Below are 23250 nucleotides of genomic sequence, written 5' to 3'. Positions count from 1 at the left end.
TTTTGCGCCGCTTATTTCGTCACCTCGCTGCGGCCTTCGGCCAGGCGACGTGCGGCATTGAACATGTGGGTCTGCGCAGCATTGCGCGCGGCAAGCGCGTCACGGGCGCGAATGGCCTCGACCATCGCGCGGTGCTCGTCGCGCACCTGGCGGGCGAAGTCTTCGCGGCGCGCTTCGTTGCTGCGCGTCACGCCAATCGCCTCTTCCAGGTATTGGCTGAAGAAGCCGAGCGCCTGCACCAGGAACGGGTTGCCGCTGGCCGCTGCGATGGCGTGGTGAAAGCGCAGGTCTTCGGTCACACCGTCACCACCGGCCGCCACGGCGGCGTCGATGCTGTCGAGCGCCGTGTTGATCTCGATCATCTGCGCGTCGGTTCGGCGCTGGGCGGCCAGCGCGGCGCCTTCGGCTTCCAGCGCGCGGCGCAGCTCGATGATGTGCAGCACGGCGTCGATCGACCCGGCCTGCGCCGCGTCGATGCGCAGCGGCTTGAGCCCAGCCTGCTGCGTGACGTACACGCCGCTGCCCTGGCGCGCCTCGACCACGCCTTCGTGGCGCAGGCGCGAGATGGCCTCGCGGATCACCGTGCGGCTGACGCCGAATTCCTGCCCAAGCACGGTTTCGGACGGCATGCGTTCGCCGCGGCGCAGCTCGCCGGCATCGATCTTGTCCATCAGGGTCTGGGCCACGCGGTCGGACAGGGAGGGCGCGGCGTCGAGTCGTTCAAACATGGTGCGTGTGTGGCTTGGCAACCGTAAATTCGTCGTGTCATCATACAAGTTGAAACGGAGCGCTTCATCCACGTTTACCCGAGGGTATTCATCAAATCTCGTCAGGCGCGCATGCCGGGCGGGCATCCGAAACCAGGAGACACCATGAACATCGTCATCACCGGCGGCGCCGGTTTCCTCGGCCAGCGCGTGCTGGCGGCATTGCTCCAGCAACCCGGCCTGCCCGGCCCGGATGGCACCGTGCAGCCGGTCGACACCTTCATCGTGCTCGATCAGGTGGCCGGCCAGATTGCCGACCCGCGCGTGCGTTATGTGACGGGCGATGCATCGGACCCCGCACTGATCGCCCAGGTGATCGACGAAAACGTGGGCGGCGTGTTCCACCTGGCCGCCGTGGTGAGCGGCACGGCCGAGGCTGATTTCGACCTCGGCATGCGCGTGAACCTGGACGGCACGCGCGCGCTGCTCGACGCGCTGCGCGCGCAGCAGGCCAAGACGGGCCGCGCGCCGCGTGTACTGTTCGCCAGCTCGGTGGCGGTGTTCGGCGGCCAACTGCCGGCCGTCGTCACCGACGACACGGCGGCCACGCCGCAGGCGTCCTACGGCGTGCAGAAGCTGATGGGCGAATTCCTGGTGGGCGAGTACGCGCGCAAGGGCTACATCGACGGCCGCGCGGTGCGCATCCCGACCGTATCCGTGCGCCCGGGCAAGCCGAATGGCGCGGCGTCGAGCTTTGCATCCGGCATCATCCGCGAGCCGCTGGCGGGTGAGGAGGCGATCTGCCCGGTGGAGGCCGAGACCGAGCTGTGGCTCGCCTCACCGCGCCAGGTGGTGGCCTCGCTGCTGCATGCGTACACGCTGCCGGCGTCGGCGTGGGGCAACCGCCGTTCGCTGAACCTGCCGGGCATCACCGTGCGGGTGGGCGAGATGGTCGAGGCGCTGCGCAAGGTGGCCGGCGACGCGCCGGTCGAACGCATCCGCTGGGAGCCGGACGCGCGCATCAAGGCCATCGTGCAAAGCTGGCCGGCGCGCTTCGACACCGCTCGCGCCGATGCGATGGGCTTCGGCCGCGACACCTCGTTCGAAGCCATGGTGCGCGACTACGTGGAAGGCATGGCGGGCGCCTAACGTCCTTTCCCCAGCTCCACCGCAAACTTCACCAGTTCCGCCTGGCCCTCGATGCCGAGCTTGCGCTTGAGGTTCAGGCGATGCGATTCGACCGTGCGCACGGACAAGCCCAGCTCATCGGCGATGCGCTTGTTGGCATAGCCCTTGGCGATGCCGTCGAGGATGTCGCGTTCGCGCGGCGTGAGCGCTTCCATGGGCGTGGGCATGACGGCCTGCTCGGCCATGCGCATCGCCAGTTGGGCGCTGTAGAACGGCCGCCCGGCCAGCACGGCGTCGATGGCCTCGACCAGCTCGCTGGCCGGCGCGTCTTTCAGCACGTAGCCACGCGCACCAGCGCGGATCACCTGCCGCACGTATTCCAGGTTGTCGTGCATCGACAGCACCAGCACGGCAATCTCGGGAAACTCCGCGGCAAACTTTTCGGTGAGCGCGATGCCGTTCATGCCGCGCATGCCGATGTCCATCAACGCGAGATCGGGCGACAACGTGCGCGCGGCCTGCAGGGCGGCATCGGCGTCGCCGGCTTCGCCCACGACTTCGAAATGCGGCACGGCCTCCAGCCGCACGCGCACACCATCGCGCACCAGCGGGTGATCGTCGACGAGGAGCAGTTTGACGGGCGCGGGTGTCTGCATGTTCATACGGGCAAGGAGGCTGGGGCGGAAGCCAGTTGAGCGATCACGAGATGCGGCAGCACGGCGCACACTTCGGTGCCGTGCGGGCCGGATGCGATGGTACAGGTGCCGCCCAGTGCGGCCATGCGTTCGCGCATGTTGCGCAGGCCGATGCCGTGTTGCGGGTCCACCTGCACGGATTCCACATCGAAGCCGGGGCCGTCGTCGCGGATAGACAGGCGCACGGCATCGAGATCGTTCTCCAGCAGCACGCCGATGCGCGTGGCCTGTGTGGCGTGGCGCTCGATGTTGGAGATGGCTTCCTGCGCGATGCGGAACAGCGCGGTGTTGCACTCGTCCGGCAACTGCACGGGCGGGCCAACAAGTTCGAGCGCAATCGCAAAACCGGGCTGGCGATCTTCATGCGCCTCGCGCGTTTCGCGCACGAGCAGCTCCAACGCGGCCGCCAGACCCAGATCATCGAGCAGCGCCGGGCGCAGGTTGTGCGACACGCGCCGCACCTCGCCCAGCGCGCCGTTCAGGCGATCGAGCGCGCGCCGCAGCATGCTGGCCGCCCGTTCGATCGACGACGCCTGGGCCGGTGCCGTTTCGAGATGACCGTGCGCCGTTTCCAGCAGCAGCTTGGTCGACACGAGCACCTGGCTGATGCCGTCGTGCAGCTCGCGCGACACGCGCGCCCGCTCGTCTTCCTGAGACTTCACCACCTGCTGCGCGAGCTGCCGCAGCTTGGCGTCGGCCTGGCGGTGGTCGCTCACGTTCAGGGCCAGGCCGCTGCCGGCCACCAGCAGGATGCTGATCGCGGCAATGCCCACCACCCAGGCCAGCGTCTGGTCGATGTTGGTCTGCGCGCGCCGGTCGATCTCGCGCAGGGTCTGTTCGATGTCGTCCAGGTACAAGCCCGTGCCGACCATCCAACCCCATCGCGGAATCGGTTCGACATAGCCGAGCTTGGGCACGCTCTGGTGCGTCGAGGGCTTGTCCCACATGTAGCGCACGAAGCCGCCGCCGGCCTGTGCGGCTGCCACGAGTTTCTGGATGGTGGGCTGGCCGCCGGCGTCGGTCAGGTCCCACAGGTCGCGCCCGACGAGTTCGGGCTGGCGCGGGTGCATGAGGTTGCGCCCGCGCATGTCATAGAGGAAGAAATAGCCGTCGGTGCCGAAGTCGAGGCGGGCGAGGGTGCGCATGGCCTCGTCGCGCGTGGCGTCATCGTTGCGCCCCGCCGCGAGTAGGGGGGCGATGGCGCTCTGCGCGAGCTTCACGTACGAGCGCAGCTCGGTTTCCTTGGCCTGCAGGTAGGCCGATTCGACCAGTTGCCGCTCGTGCCGCGCCAGCGCAATCGACTGATGCCGCACGGTCAGCATGATCGCCAGCATGGCGATGGTCAGCGGCGCAACAGCAAGCAGCAGGATCTTCTGGCGGAGCTTCATGGCGGGGCACCGCGGCTTGCGTTGCAACATCGCAAGCCGCCGGTGCAAATTCGATTGGAAATGACATCGCCTGCGTAGTACTACTGATACGTGCTGCGTAGTCCTCCGCTTGTGGCGGGCGCTCGGGCTGGAAAATACTACACGCCCTCGCCGCCCTGCCAATGGACGGCGCGCAACCCTGCAACGGGGCAGGGGCTAAACCGCAGGGATGAACCCACATCCCGCATGGATTTCCAGCAACATCGACCAAGGTTCGAGGAGACCGACATGAGCTTCGTCAGGCAACACCTGATCTGGCTGGTTGTCGCCATTCTGGGCGCGTTTGCCTTTGCCACCGTTGCGCTTGCGCGCGGCGAGGCAGTCAGCGCGCTCTGGGTGGTGGTGGCCGCCGTATGCATCTACCTGATCGCCTACCGCTACTACAGCCGCTTCATTGCCGACAAGGTGCTCGGCCTGGACGGCACCCGCAAGACGCCCGCCTGGCGTCATAACGACGGGCTCGACTACGTCCCGACCAACAAGCACGTGCTGTTCGGCCACCACTTCGCGGCCATTGCCGGTGCCGGCCCGCTGGTGGGCCCCGTACTGGCCGCACAGATGGGCTATCTGCCGGGCATGCTGTGGATCCTGGCCGGCGTGGTGTTTGCCGGCGCGGTGCAGGACTTCATCGTGCTGTTCATCTCCACGCGCCGCGACGGCCGCTCGCTGGGCGACCTGGTGAAGAGCGAGATGGGCACGGTGCCCGGCGTGATCGCGCTGTTTGGCGCCTTCCTCATCATGATCATCATCCTGGCGGTGCTGGCGCTGATCGTCGTGAAGGCGCTGGTCGGCTCGCCGTGGGGCACCTTCACGGTGGCCGCGACGATCCCCATCGCGCTGTTCATGGGCATCTACGTGCGCTACATCCGCCCGGGCCGCATTGGCGAGATCTCCATCATCGGCTTCGTGCTGCTGATGCTGGCCATCATCGGGGGCCAAGCCGTGCATGAAAGCGCTGCCTTGGCACCGCTGTTCACCTTCGACGGCAAGGCCCTCACGTGGATGCTGATCGGCTACGGCTTTGTCGCCTCGGTGCTGCCGGTGTGGCTGCTGCTGGCCCCGCGCGACTACCTGTCGACCTTCCTGAAGATCGGCACGATCCTGGCGCTGGCCATCGGCATCCTGATCGTGGCGCCGCAGATGCAGATGCCGCAACTCACGCAGTTTGCTGCGGGCGGTGGCCCGGTGTGGTCGGGCAACCTGTTCCCGTTCCTGTTCATCACGATTGCGTGCGGGGCGGTGTCAGGCTTCCACTCGCTCATCTCGTCGGGCACCACGCCCAAGCTGCTGGAGAACGAAACGCAAGCGCGCTTCATTGGCTACGGCGCGATGCTGATGGAATCGTTCGTCGCCATCATGGCGCTGGTGGCCGCCTCGGTCATCAACCCAGGCGTGTACTTTGCGATGAACAGCCCGGCGGCACTGGTGGGCGCAACGCCTGACGCAGTGGCGCAGACGCTGTCCACCTGGGGCTTCGTCATCACGCCGGACGTGCTGATCCAGACTGCCAAGGACGTCGGCGAGAACACCATCCTCGCCCGTGCAGGCGGCGCGCCGACGCTGGCTGTCGGCATGGCGCACATCCTGCACCAGGTGGTGGGCGGCCAGGCCATGATGGCCTTCTGGTACCACTTCGCGATCCTGTTCGAGGCGCTGTTCATCCTCACCGCGGTGGACGCGGGCACGCGTGCCGGCCGCTTCATGCTGCAGGACTTGCTGGGCACCTTCGTGCCGGCGCTCAAGCGCACGGATTCGCTGGTCGCCAACCTGATCGCCACGGCCGCAACGGTGGCGCTGTGGGGCTACTTCCTGTATCAGGGTGTGGTGGATCCGCTGGGCGGCATCAACACGCTGTGGCCGCTGTTCGGCATCTCCAACCAGATGCTCGCCGCAATTGCGCTGACGCTCGGCACCTGCGTGCTGGTCAAGATGAAGCGTGAGCGCTATGTGTGGGTGACGCTGCTGCCGACCGCGTGGCTGCTGATCTGCACGCTCACGGCCGGCTGGCAAAAGCTGTTCGATCCGGACCCGAAGATCGGCTTCCTGGCCCACGCCAACAAGTACGCCGACGCGATCGCTGCCGGCAAGCTGCTGGCCCCCGCCAAGTCGATGGCGCAGATGCAGCAGGTCGTGCTAAACGACCGCATCGACGCCTTCCTGTGCGGCCTGTTCGTGCTGGTGGTGGTGAGCATCGCCTGGTACGGCGTGAAGACGGTGATCAAGGCGCGCGCATCCAACCGCCCGACCGTCAACGAGACGCCGTACGAAGCGCTGGGCGCCTGAGCACCATCATGCGCGAAGAGCTCGAAACCTTCGGCCGCTACCTGGGCCAGACCCTGCGACTGATGGTCGGCGTGCCGGATTACGACACCTACGTGCGCCACATGCAGGAGACCCACCCGGATCAGCCGGTCATGACGTACGAAGCGTTCTTCCGCGAACGCCAGGACGCGCGCTACAAAGGCCGGGTGGGCCGCTGCTGTTGACGAGCGGTTGATCGCGAAAAACAAAACCGCCGGTGCATGGAAACCATGCCCGGCGGTTTTTTTCATGCGTACGCGGCTACATGGACGGGCGCGCCGCCGTCGGCGGATCGCCGTGCTTGGCGCGGTAGGTCTTCTCCACCAGCTCGCGCAGCTTGGCCAGTGCGCCCACATCGCCCTGGGCGGCGGCGCGTCCGTACCAGTTCTTCGCCTGCTCGATATCCTGCGGCACGACGCCAGGCTCGCCGCGCTCGTAGTAGCTGCCGACGATGTACTGCGATGGCCCGTCACCGCCCTCGGCGGCCTTCTTGTACCAGGTGAAGGCGCGCTTGTAGTCGCGCGGCAGGCCACGGCCGGTGAAGTAGTTGGTGGCCAGAGCGCGCTGCGCCTCGACGTGGCCGCCGGTGGCGGCGCGCTCGTACCACTTGTTGGCCTCTTCCAGCGAGCGCGGTACCAGCTCACCGCGTTCGAACAATTCGCCGTAGGCGAACTGCGCGTGCGTCATCTGGTTGTCGGCGGCGCGGCGCAGCCATTTGACGGCCTCCTCGGGCCGGGCGACGGTGCCCTCGCCGCGCATCAGCATCATCGCGTAGTTGAATTGCGCGAGGCGGTTGCCGCGTTGTGCGGCTTCGGCAAATTCGTCGAAGGCGTGGCCGAAGTCGTTGTGCTCGTAGTGCGCGATGGCGATCTGGGTGAGGGCGGCGGCATCGCCCTGCGCGTCCTTCGGTGACGGCGCGGCGAGCGCAAGCGAGATTGCCGCGCTTATCGCAACCGCCAACATTGCCTGCAGCATGCGCGGGCCTGTGCGCCTGATCTGTGTGCTCATCGCGCGCTCCTCACCGGAAGATGGCCCAGTGTAGCGCGCCGGCCTGATGCACGTCGGGGCGCCCAAGCCAGCACACAAGCAGGGCGCATGCATGCCGAGGCAATCAGCCCGCGCGCACCCGGTACACCGCCACACTGCCGCGCCAGTTGGCGCCCCAGCGCACCACGCTGCCATCATGCAGCACCACGCGGTCGAGGATCACCAACCCCACTTTGGGTGCCAGCGCTTCAAAGTCGCGGATGGTCAGTACGCGCACGTTAGGCGTGTTGTACCACTCGTACGGCAGCGATTTGGACACCGGCATGCGCCCGCGGAAGATCGACAACCGGTGCGGCCAATAACCAAAGTTCGGGAACGACACGATGCACTCGCGGCCCACGCGCAGCATCTCGCGCAGCACTTGCGCGGTGTTGTGGATGGTCTGCAAGGTCTGCGAGAGGATGACGGTATCGAAGCTCTTGTCTTCGAACAGCGCCAACCCGCCTTCCATGTTCTGCTGGATGACGTGCACGCCCTTTTGCGTGGAGGCCAGCACACCTGCATCGTCGATCTCGATGCCATAGGCCAGCACGTCGAGTTCATCCTGCAGCACGCGCAGCAGGCTGCCATCGCCGCAGCCGAGGTCGAGCACCGTGGAGCGCGGTTCGATCCAGCGCGCGATGGCGCGAAAGTCCGCCCGGTCCGCCAGGATATTGGGCACCGCCGACGCAGAGGCGGGTGCGGCGATGGCGTTCAGCGTTTGTGTCGTCATACGCCGATCTCCTGGGCGATGCGTTCGTAATAGGCGCGTACCAGCGCGTGGTAGCGCGGGTCTTCCAGCAGGAAGGCGTCGTGGCCGTGCGGCGCGTCGATCTCGCCGTAGGTGACAGGCCGCTTGTTGTCGAGCAGCGCCTTGACCAGCTCGCGGCTGCGCGCCGGGGCGAAGCGCCAGTCGGTCATGAAGCTGACGACGAGGTAGCTGGCCTTGGTGTGTGCAACTGCCTTGGTCAAATCGCCGCCGTACGCCAATGCGGGGTCGAAGTAATCGAGTGCGCGTGTGATGAGCAGATAGGTGTTCGCGTCGAAGTACTCCGCAAACTTGTCACCCTGATAGCGCAGGTAGCTCTCCACCTGGAACTCGACGTCGAACGAGAAGCGGATGTCTTCGGCCTTGAGCTCGCGGCCGAACTTGGCGGCCATGTCCTCATCCGACAGATACGTGATGTGACCGATCATGCGCGCCACGCGCAAGCCGCGCTTGGGCTTGACGTTGTGCGCGTAGTAGTCGCCACCGTGGAAGTCGGGGTCGGAGAGGATCGCGCTGCGCGCCACCTCGTTAAAGGCGATGTTCTGCGCCGACAGCTTGGGCGTGGAGGCCACCACCACGCAGTGCCGCAGTCGATCGGGGTACATCAGGCTCCACGCCAGCGCCTGCATGCCGCCGAGGCTGCCGCCCATCACCGCCGCGAATTGCTGGATGCCAAACCGGTCGGCCACCCGCGCCTGGGCGTTGACCCAATCTTCCACCGTCACCACGGGAAAGCGCGCGCCGTACGGGACGCCCGTCTCCGGGTGCGGGCTCATCGGGCCGGTCGAGCCGAAACACGAGCCGAGATTGTTCACCCCGATGACGAAGAAGCGGTTGGTGTCGACTGGTTTGCCGGGGCCCACCATGTTGTCCCACCAGCCGACTTCGCCCTCGGCATGCACGCCGGCCACGTGGTGCGAAGCATTGAGCGCGTGGCAGATGAGCACGGCGTTGGAGCGATCCGCATTGAGCGTGCCGTAGGTCTCGACCATCAGGTCGTAGCCGGCGATCTGGGAGCCGTTGCGCAGTGGCAGCGGCTCGGCAAAGTGCATGCGCTCGGGCACCACCAGGCCGAGGGCGTTGGCTGGCTTGTCTTTCTGTGCCCGGGAAGAAGGCCGGATATCGGTACTGACCGAGGCCGCAGCGTCGGCGGCGACGGCTGGATCAGCCTGAATGTCTGTCATGGCGCCAAAGAAAAAACCCGACCGGCAACGCTGTTCACGCAACCAATCGGGTTCTGGGTGGCACACGTGGGGCGGTGATGCTTCCGGACTCCACGTTCTGACCGAACCTCTTTAGCCGCATTTGTAATGAGAGCCCGGCACCACATGCCAGAGTCCCGCGCGCCCGCAAGCCAGTCGTCAAATCGGCGCGCTAGAAGTGGGAGATTATAGATCAGGCGGCGACGACATGGGCCAACATGCGGGCCAACATGCCGCCTGCGGTTTCCCCTCGCTCACGCCCGTGCCAGTTGAGCGCCCAACACCGCACGCTTGCGTGCATTCAGCCACGCGGCGGCCAGCACCAGCCCGGCGAGAATCGCCGTGGCAATCACCTCGGTGCGCAGGCCCGGCAGGATCAACATCGCCAGCAGCACACCGCAGATGAACAGGATGACCGCCCACGTCAGCCACGGGAACAGCCACATGCGCAGCGGTGTGCTTACCCCCGACGCATCCAGCGATGCGCGCATGCGCAATTGCGAGATGGCAATCGCCAGGTACACCAACAGCGCGATCGCCCCCGACGTGGCGAGCAGAAACGCAAACACCTGCTCCGGCATGACGTAGTTGGCAATGACGGTGAGAAAGCCGAACGCCGTGGATGCCAGCACGGCCGCGCGCGGCGTGCCGTTGGCGTCCGTGCGGCGCAGGGCGGCGGGCGCATCGCCGCGCACCGACAGCGAGAACAGCATGCGCGACGCGGTGTACAGCGCGGAGTTCAGGCAGCTCGCCACCGACACCAGCACGATCACGTCGACGATGGCCTTGGCGTGCGGCACGCCGATCAGCTCCAGCGTGCGCTGGTACGAGCCGTGCGCGGCGAGCAGCGGATCGTTCCACGACACCAGCGCCGTCACCACAAAGATCGAGCCCAGATAGAACAGGCAGATGCGCCAGATGACGGAGCGCGTGGCACGCACGATCTGCTTGGACGGGTCCGCCGATTCTGCCGCTGCGATGGTGACGATCTCGGTGCCCAGGAAGGTGAACATGGTGGTGAGCAGCGCCGCCAGCACGGCGCCGAAACCGTTGGGCATAAAGCCGCCGTCGCCCACCAGCCGCGCCGCGCCCGACACGCCCGAACCCGGCAGCCACCCAAGTACCGCCGCACCGCCCACCGCCAGGAAGATGACGATGGCCACCACCTTGATGAGCGCGAACCAGAATTCGAACTCGCCGTAGTTCTTGACCGAGAACAGGTTGGTGAGCGTGAGCACGAACGTGACGCCCAACGCCCAGACCCACGTGGCGACGTCCGGAAACCACGTGTTGAGAATCAACGCCGCGGCGGTAGCCTCAATCGGAATCACCAGCACCCAGAACCACCAGTACAGCCAACCGATGGTGAAGCCGGCCCAGTGCCCGATGGCACGGTCGGCGTAGGTGGAAAACGAACCGGTATCCGGGTGCGCCACGGCCATCTCGCCCAGCATGCGCATCACCAGCACGACCAGCAAACCCGCAATGCCATACGCAATGATGGCGGCCGGGCCAGCCTTGGCAATCGCATGGCCGGAGCCGACGAACAACCCCGCGCCGATCACGCCCGCGATCGACAGCATGGTCACGTGGCGCGGCTTCAGGCCCGAACTGAGGCCCGTCTTTGATCCTGTCATGTCTCTTCCTTGTTTCTGCTTGGGGACCGTGGCGGCGTGAGCCACGGCCAATACGAAGATGGCCGGATTCTAGTGTCCGGCCTGTCGTCCGATGTCTGGCGTACCGATCTTTAACCGAGCCCGGCCATGTTGATGTACTTGATCTCCAGGTACTCATCGATGCCGTACTTCGAGCCCTCGCGGCCCAGGCCCGACTGCTTGACGCCGCCGAACGGCGCCTCGGCCGTCGAGATCAGCCCGGTATTGACGCCGACCATGCCCGACTCCAGCGCTTCCGACACGCGCCACGCACGGCCCAGGTCACGCGTGTAGAAGTACGCGGCCAGGCCGAACTCGGTGTCGTTGGCGGCCGCCACGGCTTGCTCTTCCGTATCGAACGGGATGAGCGCGGCCAGCGGGCCGAAGGTTTCCTCATGCGCGACGAGCATGCCGGGCTTGGCATCCACCACCACGGTCGGCTCGAAGAATGCGCCGCCCTGCGCGGACAGCGCATGCGGCTTGCCGCCCACCAGCACGCGCGCGCCTTGGCGCACGGCATCATCCAGATGCTGCTGCACCTTGTCCATCGCGCGCATGTGGATCAACGGACCCTGCTGCACACCGGCTTCGGTGCCATTGCCCACGCGCAGCGCACGCACGGCGTCCGACAGCTTGGCGGCAAACGTGTCGTAGATGCCGCGCTGCACGTAGAAGCGGTTGGCGCACACGCACGTCTGGCCAGCGTTGCGGTACTTGGCCACCATCGCACCTTCCACGGCCGCATCGACATCCGCATCGTCAAACACAATGAAGGGCGCGTTGCCGCCCAGCTCGAGCGAGAGCTTCTTGATGTCGTCCGCGCACTGACGCATCAGCAGGCGACCGACCGCAGTGGACCCCGTGAAGCTGAGCTTGCGCACGATCGGGTTGGAGGTCAGCTCGCCGCCGATCGGCTGCGAATCACCGGTAACGACAGAGAGCAGCCCCGCCGGCACGCCAGCGCGCGCCGCCAGTTCGGCAAACGCGAGCGCCGAGTAGGGCGTCTCCAGCGCAGGCTTGACGACCATTGAGCAGCCGGCGGCCAGCGCTGGCCCGACCTTGCGCGTCATCATCGCAATGGGGAAATTCCACGGCGTGATGGCCGCCGTCACACCAATCGGTTCCTTGGTGACGACGATGCGGCGATCGCCCTGCGGCGAGGGGATCGTGTCGCCATAAATGCGGCGCGCCTCTTCGGCAAACCATTCGATGAACGAGGCGGCATAGGCGATCTCGCCCGCAGCTTCGGGCAGCGGCTTGCCCTGCTCGGCGGTGAGGATGGCGGCGAGGTCCTGCTGATGCTCCATCATCAGGTCGGCCAGCTTGCGCAGAATTTTGGCGCGGTCGCGCGCGCTGACCTTGCGCCAGGCGCGCTGCGCGACCTGCGCGGCGTCGATGGCGCGGCGGGTTTCAGCGGCGCCCATGCCGGGCACGGTGCCGATGGTGCGGCCGGTGGCGGGGTCGGTCACATCGCGTGTGGCGCCGTCATCCGCATCGGCCCACGCGCCGGCGACGAACGCCTGTGTGCGCCATAGGCCGGCGTCTTTCAACGCAATAGGTGCGCTCGACGAATCGGTGCGGGTCATGGTGTCAGGCCTCCAGTGCGCGTTGCAGGATGGCAAGGCCCTCTTCGAACACCGCGTCTTCAATCGTGAGCGGGAACAGGAAGCGGATCACGTTGCCGTACACGCCGCACGACAGCAGGAGCAGGCCGGCGTCGAGCGCACGTTGCTGCACGAGCTTGGTGAACTCGGCGTCGGGCTTGCCATCCGGCGTATTGAATTCCACAGCAACCATCGCGCCCACGCCGCGCACTTCGGCGATGCGCGGTTGCTTGGCCTTGGCAGCGTTGAGTGCATCGACAAGCCGCGCGCCCAGCGCAGCGGAGCGCTCGCACAGCTTCTCGTCGGCGATGATGTCGAGCACCGCGAGCGCGGCAGCCACGGCCAGCGGGTTGCCGGCGTAAGTACCGCCCAGGCCGCCGGGGGCGGGGGCATCCATGATCTCGGCGCGGCCCGTGACAGCCGACAGCGGCAGGCCGCCGGCCAGGCCCTTGGCCATCGTCATCAGGTCGGGCAGCACGCCCGTGTGCTCCATGGCGAACAGCTTGCCGGTGCGGGCAAAGCCGGTCTGCACTTCGTCGGCGATCATCACGATGCCGTGCTCATCGCACAGCGCACGCACGGCGCGCACGAAATCGGCGGGCATCTGGTAAAAACCGCCCTCGCCCTGCACGGGTTCAAAGATGATGGCCGCCACCTGCTTCGGGTCGATGTCAGCCTTGAACAGGCGGCCAATCGCATCCAGCGCATCCTGCGTGCTCACACCATGCAGCGCCACCGGTGCCGGCACGTGGTAAATGCTGCCTGGGAACGGACCGAAGCCCGTCTTGTACGGCACCACCTTGCCGGTGAGCGACATGCCCATGAACGTGCGACCGTGGAAGGCGCCTGTGAGCGCAATCACACCCGGGCGGCCGGTGTGCGCACGGGCGATCTTGATGGCGTTTTCCACGGCTTCCGCGCCGGTGGTGAAGAACGTGGTCTTCTTGGCGTGCGTGCCGGGCGTGGCCGCATTCAGGCGCTCGGCCAGTTCAACAACCGACGCATACGGCACGATCTGGAAGGCCGTGTGCGTAAAGCGGTCGAGCTGCTCGCGCACGGCCTGCACCAGGCGCGGGTGGCGGTGCCCCGTGTTGACCACGGCAATACCGGCGGCAAAGTCGATGTAGCGGCGCCCCTCCACGTCCCAGAACTCGGCGTTCTCGGCGCGCTCGGCGTAGCGGTCGGTCATCACGCCAACACCGCGCGGCGTAGCGGCCAGGCGGCGGGCGTTCCATTGGGCGTTGGCGTTCTGTTGCGGCGCTTGTTGCGAATCTCGGGCGTTCATGGCGTGGGAGCGTTGGGTCAAGAAAGATGCGATGCGAGCCAGTGTGGCGCCAATGGCTCTGTACAATAAGACCCAATCGTATTTTTCTGATGGAGCCACTTAGGCTCCGCCGCCTGCCATGGCCGACCATTCCCCCACCCACCGCGCCAGCATGCTGGTCGACTATCTGCAGCGTCGCTTTGACCGCCTCGACCGCGCCGACGCCGCCGGCGAGCCCGACCACCGCCGCCTGTACCGTGTGCTGCAGGAAGGCATCCTGCGCGACGAGCTGCAGCCCGGCACACGGCTGCCCTCGTCGCGCCAGCTGGCGTCGGAACTGGGCATCGCGCGCAACACGGTGATCCACGTGTATGAGCAACTGGGCGTGGAGGGCTACGTCTCGGCGGGCGTGGGCAGCGGCACGTTTGTCGCCGACACCGCGCCGGACCGTCTCGACGCAACGCCACCGCCTAGCCTCCCCGTGGCTGCACCGATCACCGAAGCGGCCACGCCTTCCGCGCCGATGCTCTCTACGCGCGGCCGGGCGCTGGTGCGCGATGCGGGGGCCAGTTCGCGCCAGTGGGGCGCCTTCATGCCCGGCGTGCCCGAGGTGCGGATGTTTCCTGCGCGCATCTGGTCGCGGCTGCACAACCGGCTGCTGCGCAAGCCCTCGCCCGCGCTGCTGACGTATCCCGTGGGTGCCGGCTACCTGCCGCTGCGCACCGCGCTGGCCGACTACCTGCGCACTGCGCGCGGCGTGCGCTGCGAACCGGAGCAGATCATCATCACGGCGGGCATCCATCCGTCTTTGCAACTCATCGCGCAGCTACTGTGCGATGCCGGCGACAGCGCATGGATTGAGGACCCCGGCTACTGGGGCGTGCGCAGCGTACTCACCGCTGCGGGCGTGCGCACCGTCCCCCTGCCGGTGGACGACGAAGGCATGCGCTTTGAAGTGCCCATGTCCGCCCCCACGCGCGGGCGCCAGCGCCGCGGCCAGCCGGCCGCGCCACCCAAGCTGATGGTGGTGTCGCCATCGCACCAATATCCGCTCGGTTCGGTGATGAGCCTGGCGCGTCGCCGCGCGCTGCTGGCCACCGCGCAGGCCACCGATGCGTGGATCGTCGAAGACGACTACGACAGCGAATTCCGTTACGGCAGCCGCCCGCTCCCCTCGCTGCAGGGCCTGGATGAGGGCGGACGTGTGCTCTACATGGGCACATTCTCAAAGGTGCTGTTCCCGAGCCTGCGGATCGGCTACCTGGTCGTGCCACCCGCGCTGGCCGATGCCTTTGCGACAGGGCTCTCAGAGATGTTCCGCGGCGGGCAGATCCTCACGCAGGCGGTGCTGGCGGACTTCATTGCGGAGGGCCATTTCGTCTCGCACATCCGGCGCATGCGCGGCGTGTATGCGCAGCGGCGCGAGGCGCTGCTGGCCTCCATCGCGAACGAATTCGGCGAGGCACTGCCCGTGCATGACGGCGCATCGGGCCTGCATCTCGTGCTCGGCCTGCCCGCCGGCACCGATGACGTGGCCGTGGCCAATCGGGCGCTCGCCAATGACGTCGTCACACGCCCGCTGTCACGCTATTACCAGGACGAGACCCGCCGCGAGCCGGGGCTGCTGCTGGGCTACGGGCATGTGGAAACGGAACACATCGCCGCACGCTTCCATACGCTGGCCAACGCCGTGCGCGCGGTCGGCTAGAGGCGTCGGCGCCCACAAAAAAGCCCCGCACTGCGGGGCGTGTCTTTGCGCGATGCGGGCTCAGGCCAGCAATACCCGCAGCTGCGCATCCGCGCCTTCCACCGGCGACTTGCGAAAACCGCTCTTGGCATACCGGTGCCAGCGCCCCAGCACCGCACATACGATCAGGTTGGCCCGCGAAGCGATGTCGCTGTCGGCCGGCCAGGCGCCCTGCGTCACCGCCACGCGCAGGCTCTGCTTGAACGATGCCTCGATACGATCGAGGCACTGCGCCATGCGCTCGGGCAGGCGCTCGTCTTCGCCGACCAGCGCTTCGCCCAACAGCACACGCGTCATGCCCGGGTTCTTGTCGGCAAACGACAGCAGCATATGGGCAATGGCGTGCGCCTGACGCAGGCCGTGTTCTTCACGCAGCGTGATCTGGTTGATGAGGCCGAAGACGGTCTGCTCGATGAACTCGATCAACCCTTCATACATCTGCGCCTTGCTGGCGAAATGTCGATAGAGCGCCGCTTCCGATACATCCAGCCGGGCAGCCAGCCCCGCCGTCGTGATCTTTTCTCCACGCGGATGCTCGAGCATGCCCGCAAGCGTTTGCAGGATCTGCACGCGGCGCTCGCCCGGGCGGGGGCGCTTGCGTACAGGCGGTGCTTCTATCGCGATGTCTGCGACCGGCCCGGCGGTCGGAAACTCCGTTTGCGCGTTGCTCATGACTTCCTGGCCCCTCTCCCGTCCTGAACGCGGAGTTACCCCTGCCTAGCCGCGTCGAACAAGCCGTCGTTTTAGTTGAAGCACTGATTTTACTTTCACGCTCACATAGCCGGGCCGGTTGGCGAACAAAATCGGTGCGGCGGCCGGTTGATGTGGCGAATTTGCACGCGCGCCGAGCGCAGCGGATTGCATTGGATGCAATGCATCGGCGGCGGAAGTGGGCGGCACCCCGGGTGCGACACGCCGAAGATAGCCAGTCACCCACACGGTGTTGATCCCCAGCCGCCGATAGCGCTTGAGGTGCGACAGCGTATCTTCCACCAGGATGGCCCGTGATGGCGCAATCCGCTCGCGCGCCAGCAGCCGGCGCAGCATCAGCGGATCGGGCTTCGGGCGCAGACGCCGGTGCACCCACATGTGCTCGACAGCGATCTCGCGCATGAACGCGCGCTTCAGGCCGATGAGCCGCAACACTTCGCGCGCATAGGCGACAGGGGCGTTGGTCAGCAGGATCTTGCGCCCGGGCAGTGCCCGCAGCAGTTGGGCGAGGCCGCGTTCCGCACGCACCATGGCGCGCAGGTCATCAAAGGTATGTGCGTGCGCGAGGAAGTCAGCCGGGTCCACACCGTGATGGCGCACGAGACCAAGCAGCGTTGCGCCATAGCGTCGCCAGTAATCAACGCGCACTTGGCTCGCCGTGGCCTCATCTGTGCCGAGCACGCGCGCCATGTAGGCCGTCATCAGCCGGTTGATCTGCGGAAAGATCGCGTGCGAGGCGTGGTGGAGGGTGTTGTCGAGGTCGAACAGCCAGACCGGCTGTTGCTTAGGCGGCGTGGGCGCCGCCACCTCGCGCGGCCAGGTGCGCGCAGCATGGCGCACCCGGGCCGCTCGGGTATGTCGCATCAATGCGAGCGGATCATTGTGCCGAACGCCTGTTCGGTCAGGATTTCCAGCAGCAGCGAGTGCTCGATACGGCCATCGACGATGTGCACCGAATTCACGCCGCTCTTGGCCGCATCCAGCGCCGACGAGATCTTCGGCAGCATGCCGCCCGAGATCGTGCCGTCGGCAAACAGCTCGTCGATCTCGCGCGCCGACAGGTCGGTCAGCAGGTTGCCCTGCTTGTCCATCACGCCCGGGATGTTGGTCATCATGACCAGCTTCTCGGCCTTCAGGATCTCGGCCATCTTGCCGGCCACCACATCCGCGTTGATGTTGTAGGCCTGACCTTCGTCAGAGAAGCCGATCGGCGAGATGACGGGGATGAACGCGTCGTCCTGCAGCGCCTTCACCACGGCCGGGTTGATGGTTTCGATGTCGCCCACGAAGCCGATGTCGATGAACTGGCCGGGGTTCTCACGGTCCGGCATCTTCAGCTTCTTGGCGCGGATCAGACCACCATCCTTGCCGGTCAGGCCGACCGCCTGGCCGCCGTACTGGTTGATCAGCATGACGATGTCCTGCTGGACTTCACCGCCGAGCACCCACTCGACCACTTCCATGGTCTCTTCGTCGGTCACGCGCATGCCCTGGATGAAGGTGCCTTGCTTGCCGACCTTCTTCAGCGCTTCGTCGATCTGCGGGCCGCCACCGTGCACCACCACCGGGTTCATGCCGACCAGCTTGAGCAGGATCACGTCGCGCGCGAAGCCGTGCTTGAGCTTCTCTTCCGTCATGGCGTTGCCGCCGTACTTGATGACGATGGTCTTGCCGTGGAACTTGCGGATATACGGCAGTGCCTGGGCCAGAATCTCGGCCTTCACCGGCGGCGCAATGTGCGCGAGTTCAGGATCGAGGCCAGCAGGGTCGGGGGCGGCAGCAGAAGCGGTCATGACGGTGACGTCCGGGGAGTTGAGCGAATTAGACGAATTGAGGCAGGTATGATGGAACACCGAAGGTCGCGTACTGCACAAAAATGAGGCAGCCGTTTTTCGGCAGGCGCGATTTTACAAGAAAAGCCGGCCCGGTCTTGGCCGCAGCTTGCATGCCCGCCAAACCGTTGCAAGTAAAGAACACCCTGGGGAACCATGGCCATCGCACCCGAGCAACTCGACGCCCTGCGCCCGCATCTCTTGCGCTTCGCCCAGCTGCAACTGCGCGATACGGCGCTGGCCGAAGACACCGTCGCCGACGCCATCCTGGCCGTTCTCGAACACCCGGAGCGCTTCGCGGGCAACGCCTCGCTCAAGACATACGTGATCGGCATCCTCAAACACAAGATCGTCGACGCGATCCGCTCGGGGCGGCGCGAAGTGCGCGTTTCGCTACTCGCAGGCGGTGAATCCGATGACGCCGACCAGCGTTCCGACGAGGCCGTCTTCGACAGCCTGTTCGCCGCCGATGGCCATTACGTCAGCCCGCCTTCCGACTGGGGCAATCCCGATGCGGCGCTGTCGCGGCGCGAGTTCTTCGACGTGCTGCAGATGTGCGTCGACCGTCTGCCAGCGCGCGTGGGCCGCGTGTTCATGATGCGCGAGTGGCTGGAGCTGGAGACGGACGAAATCTGTCAGGAATTGGAGATCACCGCGACCAATGCCTGGGCACTGCTCTACCGTGCCCGCATGCGCCTGCGCGAGTGCCTCGATCTGCACTGGTTCGGCCATCAGCCGAACGCCGCCTGAGTCGCATATTTGCCGCACCACCGAGAAAGACCATGCCGAACCGTTGGGGACTGCCCACCTGCAAGGAAGCGCACCGCATGCTGGTGTCGAAGATGGACCGCGAGTTGTCCACGGGAGAACGCCTGCGCCTGCGCGTGCATCTGCTGGCGTGCGATGCGTGCACGCGGTTCTCGCACCAGATGGGGTTTCTGCGCGAGGCGATGCACAAGCTGGGTCAAGACGACGACGGGAGCGGCCACCCATGACCGCGCCGGCGGCCAACACGGTGTGCGCGATCTGCGGGGCGGCGTTGCGCTGCGGCGCCATCGGCGATGGCACGCAACCCGACGCAACGTGCTGGTGCATGGCCGAAGACGCGCTGCCTGCCAGCGCGCGGCGCCCGGGTCAGGGCTGCCGGTGTCAGCGTTGCCTGCGCGAGGCGATTGCGCACGCGCGGGCAGCTTCTGAATCCGACTGATTAATCTTTGTCCTTGCTGTCGTCGTCCAGCGTGCGCAGTGCGCGGCGGACGTCGGCCCGGCCGCGCTGGCGTTCAGCGTGGCCGCCCTCGGTGTGGGCGCCGGCCTTGCGGCCACGGGCGAGCGGCACGAGGAAGTTACGCGGACGCGCCGTGCCGGCCCTCGTCGAAGGCTCGATACGGAACGTCAGTTTCTGGCGGGTGCCGAGCGTCTTGTTTGCCATAGGATTGCCGCCCTTACGTGGCCGACGACACCCGTCGCCAGCCATCAATGTTTGTGTTCGCCGCCGTGGTCGTGGTGCATGGCGGGCATGTTGCCGGCGGTCAGGTCGCGCACGCGGGCTTCGACCTTCTGCTCGACGACGCGTTTGTCGGCGAGTTCCACCTTGAGCGTGAGAGGCACCGTGGCGTCCTTCACCAGCGGCTGCTTCACGTCCATCAGCATCACGTGGTAGCCACCCGGCTTCAGTTGCACGGCCTGGCCCTTGGGCAGATCGAGCGCGGGCACGGCGCGCATGCGCATCACGTTGCCTTCCATCTTCATCTCGTGGATCTCGGCCGTGCCCGCCACCGGCGTGGACACGCCCACCACCTTGGCGCCGTCGGCCGATTGCAGCGTCATGAATGCGCCGCTGGACGTCTGGCCCGGCACCGTGCCGCGCACCCAGGCGTCCTGCACCGTGACCTGCGCGAACGCGGCTGCGCTGGCGAGCAGGCCCGTAGTCAGGCCGGCAATCAGCACAGCCATGTGGGCGGAAGAACGGATCGATCGGGACGTCATCATCAAAGGCTCCTGTCGGGGACAAACGTGCTGCGCATTAAAGCACAGCACCTGTGGGGAGATCGGTTGCGTGCACAATTGTGCGGCTGATTGACGCATCGCCGCGCGCAGAACCGCGGGGTGCGCACGTTTACACTTGCCGCCATGCTTTCCACCCTGTCCCTTGCCGCCCCGCTGCTGGATGCGTCCAGTCTACGCCGCCTCTTCTGGCTGCGATGGAGCCTGCTGGCCACGCAGCTGATCCTCATGCTGCTGGCGCCGCTCGTGTTTGGCGTGCAGTTGCCGGTGGTGCCGCTCCTGAGCGTGATGGGCCTGCATGCGCTGTTCAACCTGCTCACCGGATGGCGCGTGCGGCGCAATCGGCCCGTGCAGCACATCGAGATCACGGTGCAACTGCTGGTGGACTTGAGCGCCCTGTCGGCGCTGCTGTACTTCACGGGCGGCGCGACCAACCCGTTCGTCTCGTTCTACCTGCCGGCGCTGGCGATTGCCGCCGCCATGCTGCCGATCGCCCATGTGGTGGGCCTCACGCTGTATGCGCTGGCCGCGTACAGCATGATGCTCGGCAACTACATCCCGCTGAAACTGGCGAACCCCGCCGACGCGGTGGCCTACCACCTGGCCGGCATGTGGATCGATTTCGTGGCCAGCAGCGCGATGATCGCGGGCTTTACGGCGCGCCTGTCCGCCGCGCTGCGCGAGAGCGAATCGCAGCTGACCGAAGCGCGCGAGCGGCTCATGCGCGAGCAACGTATCGAAGCGTTGATGTCGCAGGGCGCCAGCGTGGCGCACGAAATGGGCACGCCGCTGTCCACCGTGGCCGTCATCGCCGGCGAGCTGCAGCACGATGCAAAGCAACCGAACTCGCCCCTCGGCCCGTACCGCGAAGACCTGCGCGCCATCGAACAACAGCTCGAACTGTGCCGCGCCGCGCTGGCGCGCCTGCAGCGCAAACCGAACGACGGCGCACCCGAGCCGCTCGGCCAGTGGCTGCCGGAATTCACGCAGACGTGGCAACTGCGCCATCCCGACATCCGCCTGCACACCGAAATGTCGCCGACGGCGCAGGCGGTGGCGCTGGACGCGGTGAACGTCGGCCAGATCCTCACCATCCTGCTCGACAACGCGGCGCGCAGCCAGCAGCACGCGGGGCGCGACCTCGTCCCGCTGCTGCTGACGGCCAAGATTGACGCCAGTCCCGACGTGCTGCGCGATATGCCCCCGCAGATCGTGCTGTCCATCGTCGATACTGGCTTGGGTCTGCCCGAAGACTTGCGCACCTCGCTGGGCCGCACGCCGGTGCCGAGCCGGCATGGCGGGCACGGTATCGGCCTGTATCTGGCCTCCACCACGGCGCGCCGTCTGGGCGGCACCGTGGTGCTGCGCCCCAACCCGCCGCAAGGCGCCATTGCCGAACTCCGGCTGCCGGTTGGCGGTCCGAAGGAACACGCGGCGGCGCCCATCATCGGCGCGCCCACCCTCTTCACATAACAGGACCGCCTGACGCGCGTCCCCAATCGCGCGTACGGCCCGGAGAAACGCCATGCAGCAGCCCGCCCCCTTCCTGATCCTCGACGACGACGACGTCTTTGCGCAGACGCTGGCGCGCGCGCTCACGCGCCGCGGTTTTGCGCCGCAGATCGCCCACACCGGCGGTGAAGCCCTGGCCCTGGCACGCCAGACGCGTTTCTCTTACGTGACAGTCGATCTGCACCTGGCCGCCAGCGACAAGGGCCTGATGCCCCATGGCGGCACGGATTCCGGCCTGCACTGGATCGCCCCGCTGCGCCAGGCGCTGCCCGACGCGCGCATGCTGATCCTGACCGGCTATGCGAGCATCGCCACGGCCGTGCAGGCAGTGAAGCTGGGGGCCGATGAATACCTGGCCAAGCCGGCCAATGTTGATTCGATCCTGCTGGCGCTGCAGGTGGGCGTGTCCGAAGCCGTGGCGGAGCAGACGATGGAAAACCCGGCGCCGCTGTCGGTAGCGCGGCTGGAGTGGGAACACATCCAGCGTGTGCTCGCCGAGCATGGTGGCAACATCTCTGCCACCGCGCGTGCGCTCAACATGCATCGGCGCACGCTGCAGCGCAAGCTGGGCAAGCGGCCGGTCGCCAAGTAGGCGGTACCGGCCGCGCGCGATGCCTTATCTCCGGGGCATCACCAGCGTGTATCGCGTTCCCACGCCTTGAGTTCGTCTTCGGCGCGCTCCTTCGTGTAGCCGTAGCGCTCCTGGATCTTGCCGGCAAGCTGGTCGCGCTTGCCGCGGATCATGGTCAGGTCATCGTCGGTGAGTTGCCCCCACTTCTCCTTGACCTTGCCCTTGGCCTGATCCCATTTGCCTTCGATCTGATCCCAGTTCATACGTCCTCCGTTGCAGTGAGACAAAGCATGGGCGACCCGCAGGCCGCCCGTGTAAAAACTTCGGTGCGGCTTACTTTTTGTACTTGGCGGCCACGTCGTTCTGGCACTTCGTCTTGGCGTCGCCCGACATGGCGTCGCAGCGCTCCTTGGCGGCCTTGAAGTTGGCGTCGTTGGTGTCCTTGACGGCATCGCGACGCGCTTCGCTGACATCCTTGGCGCTGCCGGTTGCCTTGGCATGGCTGACTTCCTCACCACCCTTGGCACGCGTGTAGGCGGCCTTGGCGTCCTTCACACAGGTGTCCTTGTCATTGCCCTTGAGCGCATCGCACTTGGTCTTCGCGACGTCATACTCGCCTTCGGCCTTTTCCTTGGCAGCGCTGTCGCGGGCAGCTTCGGTGCCATCACGCTCCGCCTTGGCGTTGGCCTTGGCGAGGTTGTGGTCGGCCTTGGCTTGCGCGCGACAGACGTCGCGGTCGTTGCCCTTCATGGCGTCGCACTTGTCCTTGGCGACCTTGTAGTTGGCATCGGCCTGCTTGACGGCACTGTCGTACGCCGCGCGCTTGGCATCGCTGGGCGCGGACGCTGAGGTAGGCCCGGTTGGCGCGGGCGTGAGCTGCGCGTGGGCGATGCCCAACGGGGCGCAGGCGAGTACGCAGCATAGGGCCAGGCGTTGAATCGGTTTCATACGCTTCTCTCCTTGTCTTAGTTGGGATCGCGCACGCAAAAAAGTGCACGGCGCGCGTTGTCGTTGCGGCACCACCTCCTCAGCAGATAACGGACCCGAGCGCACCTGATTCGGCATAAACCCTTGCCGGTGCTGGCTTGGCAGCAC

The 23250-nt window shown here is 66.5% G+C and carries 25 protein-coding genes; 9 read left to right on the top strand and 16 right to left on the bottom strand.

The features are described from left to right. Nucleotides 1-11 precede the first annotated feature (11 nt). Nucleotides 12-728, bottom strand: coding sequence for a FadR/GntR family transcriptional regulator (locus NG900_RS01420; RefSeq protein WP_252675953.1), 717 nt, complete (start codon nucleotides 726-728; stop codon nucleotides 12-14). Between the two features lie 144 nt (nucleotides 729-872). On the opposite strand from NG900_RS01420, the gene denD reads away from it, so the two are divergent. Next, on the top strand, nucleotides 873-1856 hold the full coding sequence (gene denD, locus NG900_RS01415) for a D-erythronate dehydrogenase (RefSeq protein WP_252675951.1): 984 nt from the start codon (nucleotides 873-875) through the stop codon (nucleotides 1854-1856). Here the strand turns inward: denD and NG900_RS01410 are convergent. Both NG900_RS01410 and NG900_RS01405 read right to left on the bottom strand, forming a co-directional pair. Continuing rightward, nucleotides 1853-2497, bottom strand: a complete 645-nt coding sequence (locus tag NG900_RS01410) for a response regulator (protein ID WP_252675949.1) — start codon at nucleotides 2495-2497, stop codon at nucleotides 1853-1855. The genes denD and NG900_RS01410 overlap by 4 nt on opposite strands. Beyond that, nucleotides 2494-3918, bottom strand: a complete 1425-nt coding sequence (locus NG900_RS01405; protein ID WP_252675947.1) for a cache domain-containing protein — start codon at nucleotides 3916-3918, stop codon at nucleotides 2494-2496. Before NG900_RS01405 ends, NG900_RS01410 begins: the two co-directional genes overlap by 4 nt. 267 nt (nucleotides 3919-4185) lie before the next feature. Here NG900_RS01405 and NG900_RS01400 point away from each other — a divergent pair, with 267 nt between their 5' ends. Both NG900_RS01400 and NG900_RS01395 read left to right on the top strand, forming a co-directional pair. Beyond that, entirely contained in the window at nucleotides 4186-6240 is a 2055-nt protein-coding gene (locus tag NG900_RS01400) for a carbon starvation CstA family protein (protein ID WP_252675945.1), read from the top strand. 8 nt (nucleotides 6241-6248) lie between these two features. Beyond that, entirely contained in the window at nucleotides 6249-6443 is a 195-nt protein-coding gene (locus NG900_RS01395) for a YbdD/YjiX family protein (protein ID WP_252675943.1), read from the top strand. Between the two features lie 76 nt (nucleotides 6444-6519). On the opposite strand, the gene NG900_RS01390 is transcribed toward NG900_RS01395, so the two are convergent. The 6 genes from NG900_RS01390 to gabT all read right to left on the bottom strand — a co-directional run bounded on the left by NG900_RS01390 (nucleotide 6520) and on the right by gabT (nucleotide 13799). Next, the gene (locus NG900_RS01390; RefSeq protein ID WP_252675941.1) at nucleotides 6520-7266 is read right to left on the bottom strand and encodes a tetratricopeptide repeat protein; all 747 of its coding nucleotides are present in this window, start codon (nucleotides 7264-7266) and stop codon (nucleotides 6520-6522) included. A gap of 103 nt (nucleotides 7267-7369) precedes the next feature. Next, the gene (gene metW / locus NG900_RS01385; RefSeq protein ID WP_252675939.1) at nucleotides 7370-8017 is read right to left on the bottom strand and encodes a methionine biosynthesis protein MetW; all 648 of its coding nucleotides are present in this window, start codon (nucleotides 8015-8017) and stop codon (nucleotides 7370-7372) included. Beyond that, nucleotides 8014-9237, bottom strand: a complete 1224-nt coding sequence (metX, locus tag NG900_RS01380; protein ID WP_252675936.1) for a homoserine O-succinyltransferase MetX — start codon at nucleotides 9235-9237, stop codon at nucleotides 8014-8016. Before metX ends, metW begins: the two co-directional genes overlap by 4 nt. Before the next feature lie 272 nt (nucleotides 9238-9509). Further along, a complete protein-coding gene (gabP, locus tag NG900_RS01375) occupies nucleotides 9510-10892 on the bottom strand; it encodes a GABA permease (RefSeq protein ID WP_252675934.1) in 1383 nt (460 codons plus the stop codon). 110 nt (nucleotides 10893-11002) lie between these two features. After that, the gene (locus tag NG900_RS01370) at nucleotides 11003-12496 is read right to left on the bottom strand and encodes an NAD-dependent succinate-semialdehyde dehydrogenase (protein ID WP_252675932.1); all 1494 of its coding nucleotides are present in this window, start codon (nucleotides 12494-12496) and stop codon (nucleotides 11003-11005) included. Nucleotides 12497-12500: 4 nt separating this feature from the next. Then, the gene (gene gabT / locus NG900_RS01365) at nucleotides 12501-13799 is read right to left on the bottom strand and encodes a 4-aminobutyrate--2-oxoglutarate transaminase (RefSeq protein WP_252675929.1); all 1299 of its coding nucleotides are present in this window, start codon (nucleotides 13797-13799) and stop codon (nucleotides 12501-12503) included. Nucleotides 13800-13950: 151 nt separating this feature from the next. On the opposite strand from gabT, the gene pdxR reads away from it, so the two are divergent. Continuing rightward, nucleotides 13951-15486: a MocR-like pyridoxine biosynthesis transcription factor PdxR gene (pdxR, locus tag NG900_RS01360; protein WP_252676889.1), complete on the top strand. Its 1536-nt coding sequence runs from the start codon at nucleotides 13951-13953 to the stop codon at nucleotides 15484-15486. A gap of 60 nt (nucleotides 15487-15546) precedes the next feature. Here the strand turns inward: pdxR and slmA are convergent, their stop codons facing one another. Genes slmA through argB form a run of 3 tightly spaced genes read right to left on the bottom strand, consistent with a single transcriptional unit; the run spans nucleotide 15547 to nucleotide 18029 of the window. Further along, nucleotides 15547-16197, bottom strand: a complete 651-nt coding sequence (slmA, locus tag NG900_RS01355) for a nucleoid occlusion factor SlmA (RefSeq protein ID WP_252675926.1) — start codon at nucleotides 16195-16197, stop codon at nucleotides 15547-15549. 45 nt (nucleotides 16198-16242) lie between these two features. Beyond that, nucleotides 16243-17100 (bottom strand): pyrimidine 5'-nucleotidase, encoded by an 858-nt coding sequence (locus tag NG900_RS01350; RefSeq protein ID WP_252675924.1) that lies wholly within the window; start codon nucleotides 17098-17100, stop codon nucleotides 16243-16245. After that, nucleotides 17100-18029, bottom strand: coding sequence for an acetylglutamate kinase (argB, locus tag NG900_RS01345; protein WP_252675922.1), 930 nt, complete (start codon nucleotides 18027-18029; stop codon nucleotides 17100-17102). Before argB ends, NG900_RS01350 begins: the two co-directional genes overlap by 1 nt. 195 nt (nucleotides 18030-18224) lie before the next feature. Here argB and NG900_RS01340 point away from each other — a divergent pair, with 195 nt between their 5' ends. The 3 genes from NG900_RS01340 to NG900_RS01330 are packed head-to-tail and all read left to right on the top strand — an operon-like array spanning nucleotide 18225 to nucleotide 19275. Beyond that, nucleotides 18225-18818 (top strand): sigma-70 family RNA polymerase sigma factor, encoded by a 594-nt coding sequence (locus NG900_RS01340; protein WP_252675919.1) that lies wholly within the window; start codon nucleotides 18225-18227, stop codon nucleotides 18816-18818. A gap of 32 nt (nucleotides 18819-18850) precedes the next feature. Continuing rightward, the gene (locus NG900_RS01335) at nucleotides 18851-19063 is read left to right on the top strand and encodes a zf-HC2 domain-containing protein (RefSeq protein WP_252675917.1); all 213 of its coding nucleotides are present in this window, start codon (nucleotides 18851-18853) and stop codon (nucleotides 19061-19063) included. Further along, on the top strand, nucleotides 19060-19275 hold the full coding sequence (locus tag NG900_RS01330) for a cysteine-rich CWC family protein (protein WP_252675915.1): 216 nt from the start codon (nucleotides 19060-19062) through the stop codon (nucleotides 19273-19275). The genes NG900_RS01335 and NG900_RS01330 overlap by 4 nt, the downstream gene beginning before the upstream one ends. On the opposite strand, the gene NG900_RS01325 is transcribed toward NG900_RS01330, so the two are convergent. Next, complete coding sequence (locus tag NG900_RS01325; RefSeq protein ID WP_252675913.1) at nucleotides 19276-19497, bottom strand: hypothetical protein; 222 nt, start codon at nucleotides 19495-19497, stop codon at nucleotides 19276-19278. 44 nt (nucleotides 19498-19541) lie between these two features. After that, the gene (locus NG900_RS01320) at nucleotides 19542-20054 is read right to left on the bottom strand and encodes a copper chaperone PCu(A)C (protein ID WP_420804112.1); all 513 of its coding nucleotides are present in this window, start codon (nucleotides 20052-20054) and stop codon (nucleotides 19542-19544) included. A 144-nt stretch (nucleotides 20055-20198) separates the two neighbouring features. Here NG900_RS01320 and NG900_RS01315 point away from each other — a divergent pair, with 144 nt between their 5' ends. Together NG900_RS01315 and NG900_RS01310 are read left to right on the top strand one after the other, a co-directional pair. Next, nucleotides 20199-21545 carry an ATP-binding protein gene (locus NG900_RS01315; RefSeq protein ID WP_252675909.1) on the top strand — a complete coding sequence of 449 codons (1347 nt, stop codon included), beginning with the start codon at nucleotides 20199-20201 and terminating at the stop codon, nucleotides 21543-21545. A 52-nt stretch (nucleotides 21546-21597) separates the two neighbouring features. Then, nucleotides 21598-22176, top strand: a complete 579-nt coding sequence (locus NG900_RS01310) for a response regulator transcription factor (protein ID WP_024977037.1) — start codon at nucleotides 21598-21600, stop codon at nucleotides 22174-22176. Between the two features lie 38 nt (nucleotides 22177-22214). On the opposite strand, the gene NG900_RS01305 is transcribed toward NG900_RS01310, so the two are convergent. Continuing rightward, nucleotides 22215-22418, bottom strand: a complete 204-nt coding sequence (locus NG900_RS01305; protein ID WP_252675907.1) for a CsbD family protein — start codon at nucleotides 22416-22418, stop codon at nucleotides 22215-22217. Nucleotides 22419-22488: 70 nt separating this feature from the next. After that, nucleotides 22489-23103, bottom strand: a complete 615-nt coding sequence (locus NG900_RS01300; protein WP_252675906.1) for a hypothetical protein — start codon at nucleotides 23101-23103, stop codon at nucleotides 22489-22491. Nucleotides 23104-23250: the final 147 nt, after the last annotated feature.

This window comes from Ralstonia soli (assembly GCF_023955655.1).
In the GTDB taxonomy this organism is placed as follows: Bacteria; Pseudomonadota; Gammaproteobacteria; order Burkholderiales; family Burkholderiaceae; genus Ralstonia; species Ralstonia soli.
The sequence above is the reverse complement of the archived record's forward strand: the minus strand, read 5'-3'. Positions and strand labels throughout refer to the sequence as shown.

Coding starts and splice junctions, on each gene's coding strand:
- NG900_RS01325 (WP_252675913.1), bottom strand. CDS start 19,497: ATGGCAAACAAGACGCTCGGCACCCGCCAGAAACTGACGTTCCGTATC.
- NG900_RS01420 (WP_252675953.1), bottom strand. CDS start 728: ATGTTTGAACGACTCGACGCCGCGCCCTCCCTGTCCGACCGCGTGGCC.
- argB (WP_252675922.1), bottom strand. CDS start 18,029: ATGACCGCTTCTGCTGCCGCCCCCGACCCTGCTGGCCTCGATCCTGAA.
- NG900_RS01310 (WP_024977037.1), top strand. CDS start 21,598: ATGCAGCAGCCCGCCCCCTTCCTGATCCTCGACGACGACGACGTCTTT.
- metW (WP_252675939.1), bottom strand. CDS start 8,017: ATGACGACACAAACGCTGAACGCCATCGCCGCACCCGCCTCTGCGTCG.
- NG900_RS01395 (WP_252675943.1), top strand. CDS start 6,249: ATGCGCGAAGAGCTCGAAACCTTCGGCCGCTACCTGGGCCAGACCCTG.
- denD (WP_252675951.1), top strand. CDS start 873: ATGAACATCGTCATCACCGGCGGCGCCGGTTTCCTCGGCCAGCGCGTG.
- NG900_RS01335 (WP_252675917.1), top strand. CDS start 18,851: ATGCCGAACCGTTGGGGACTGCCCACCTGCAAGGAAGCGCACCGCATG.
- NG900_RS01400 (WP_252675945.1), top strand. CDS start 4,186: ATGAGCTTCGTCAGGCAACACCTGATCTGGCTGGTTGTCGCCATTCTG.
- NG900_RS01330 (WP_252675915.1), top strand. CDS start 19,060: ATGACCGCGCCGGCGGCCAACACGGTGTGCGCGATCTGCGGGGCGGCG.
- gabT (WP_252675929.1), bottom strand. CDS start 13,799: ATGAACGCCCGAGATTCGCAACAAGCGCCGCAACAGAACGCCAACGCC.
- NG900_RS01315 (WP_252675909.1), top strand. CDS start 20,199: ATGCTTTCCACCCTGTCCCTTGCCGCCCCGCTGCTGGATGCGTCCAGT.
- metX (WP_252675936.1), bottom strand. CDS start 9,237: ATGACAGACATTCAGGCTGATCCAGCCGTCGCCGCCGACGCTGCGGCC.
- gabP (WP_252675934.1), bottom strand. CDS start 10,892: ATGACAGGATCAAAGACGGGCCTCAGTTCGGGCCTGAAGCCGCGCCAC.
- NG900_RS01405 (WP_252675947.1), bottom strand. CDS start 3,918: ATGAAGCTCCGCCAGAAGATCCTGCTGCTTGCTGTTGCGCCGCTGACC.
- NG900_RS01410 (WP_252675949.1), bottom strand. CDS start 2,497: ATGAACATGCAGACACCCGCGCCCGTCAAACTGCTCCTCGTCGACGAT.
- NG900_RS01340 (WP_252675919.1), top strand. CDS start 18,225: ATGGCCATCGCACCCGAGCAACTCGACGCCCTGCGCCCGCATCTCTTG.
- NG900_RS01305 (WP_252675907.1), bottom strand. CDS start 22,418: ATGAACTGGGATCAGATCGAAGGCAAATGGGATCAGGCCAAGGGCAAG.
- NG900_RS01350 (WP_252675924.1), bottom strand. CDS start 17,100: ATGCGACATACCCGAGCGGCCCGGGTGCGCCATGCTGCGCGCACCTGG.
- slmA (WP_252675926.1), bottom strand. CDS start 16,197: ATGAGCAACGCGCAAACGGAGTTTCCGACCGCCGGGCCGGTCGCAGAC.
- pdxR (WP_252676889.1), top strand. CDS start 13,951: ATGCTGGTCGACTATCTGCAGCGTCGCTTTGACCGCCTCGACCGCGCC.
- NG900_RS01390 (WP_252675941.1), bottom strand. CDS start 7,266: ATGAGCACACAGATCAGGCGCACAGGCCCGCGCATGCTGCAGGCAATG.
- NG900_RS01370 (WP_252675932.1), bottom strand. CDS start 12,496: ATGACCCGCACCGATTCGTCGAGCGCACCTATTGCGTTGAAAGACGCC.
- NG900_RS01300 (WP_252675906.1), bottom strand. CDS start 23,103: ATGAAACCGATTCAACGCCTGGCCCTATGCTGCGTACTCGCCTGCGCC.
- NG900_RS01320 (WP_420804112.1), bottom strand. CDS start 20,054: ATGACGTCCCGATCGATCCGTTCTTCCGCCCACATGGCTGTGCTGATT.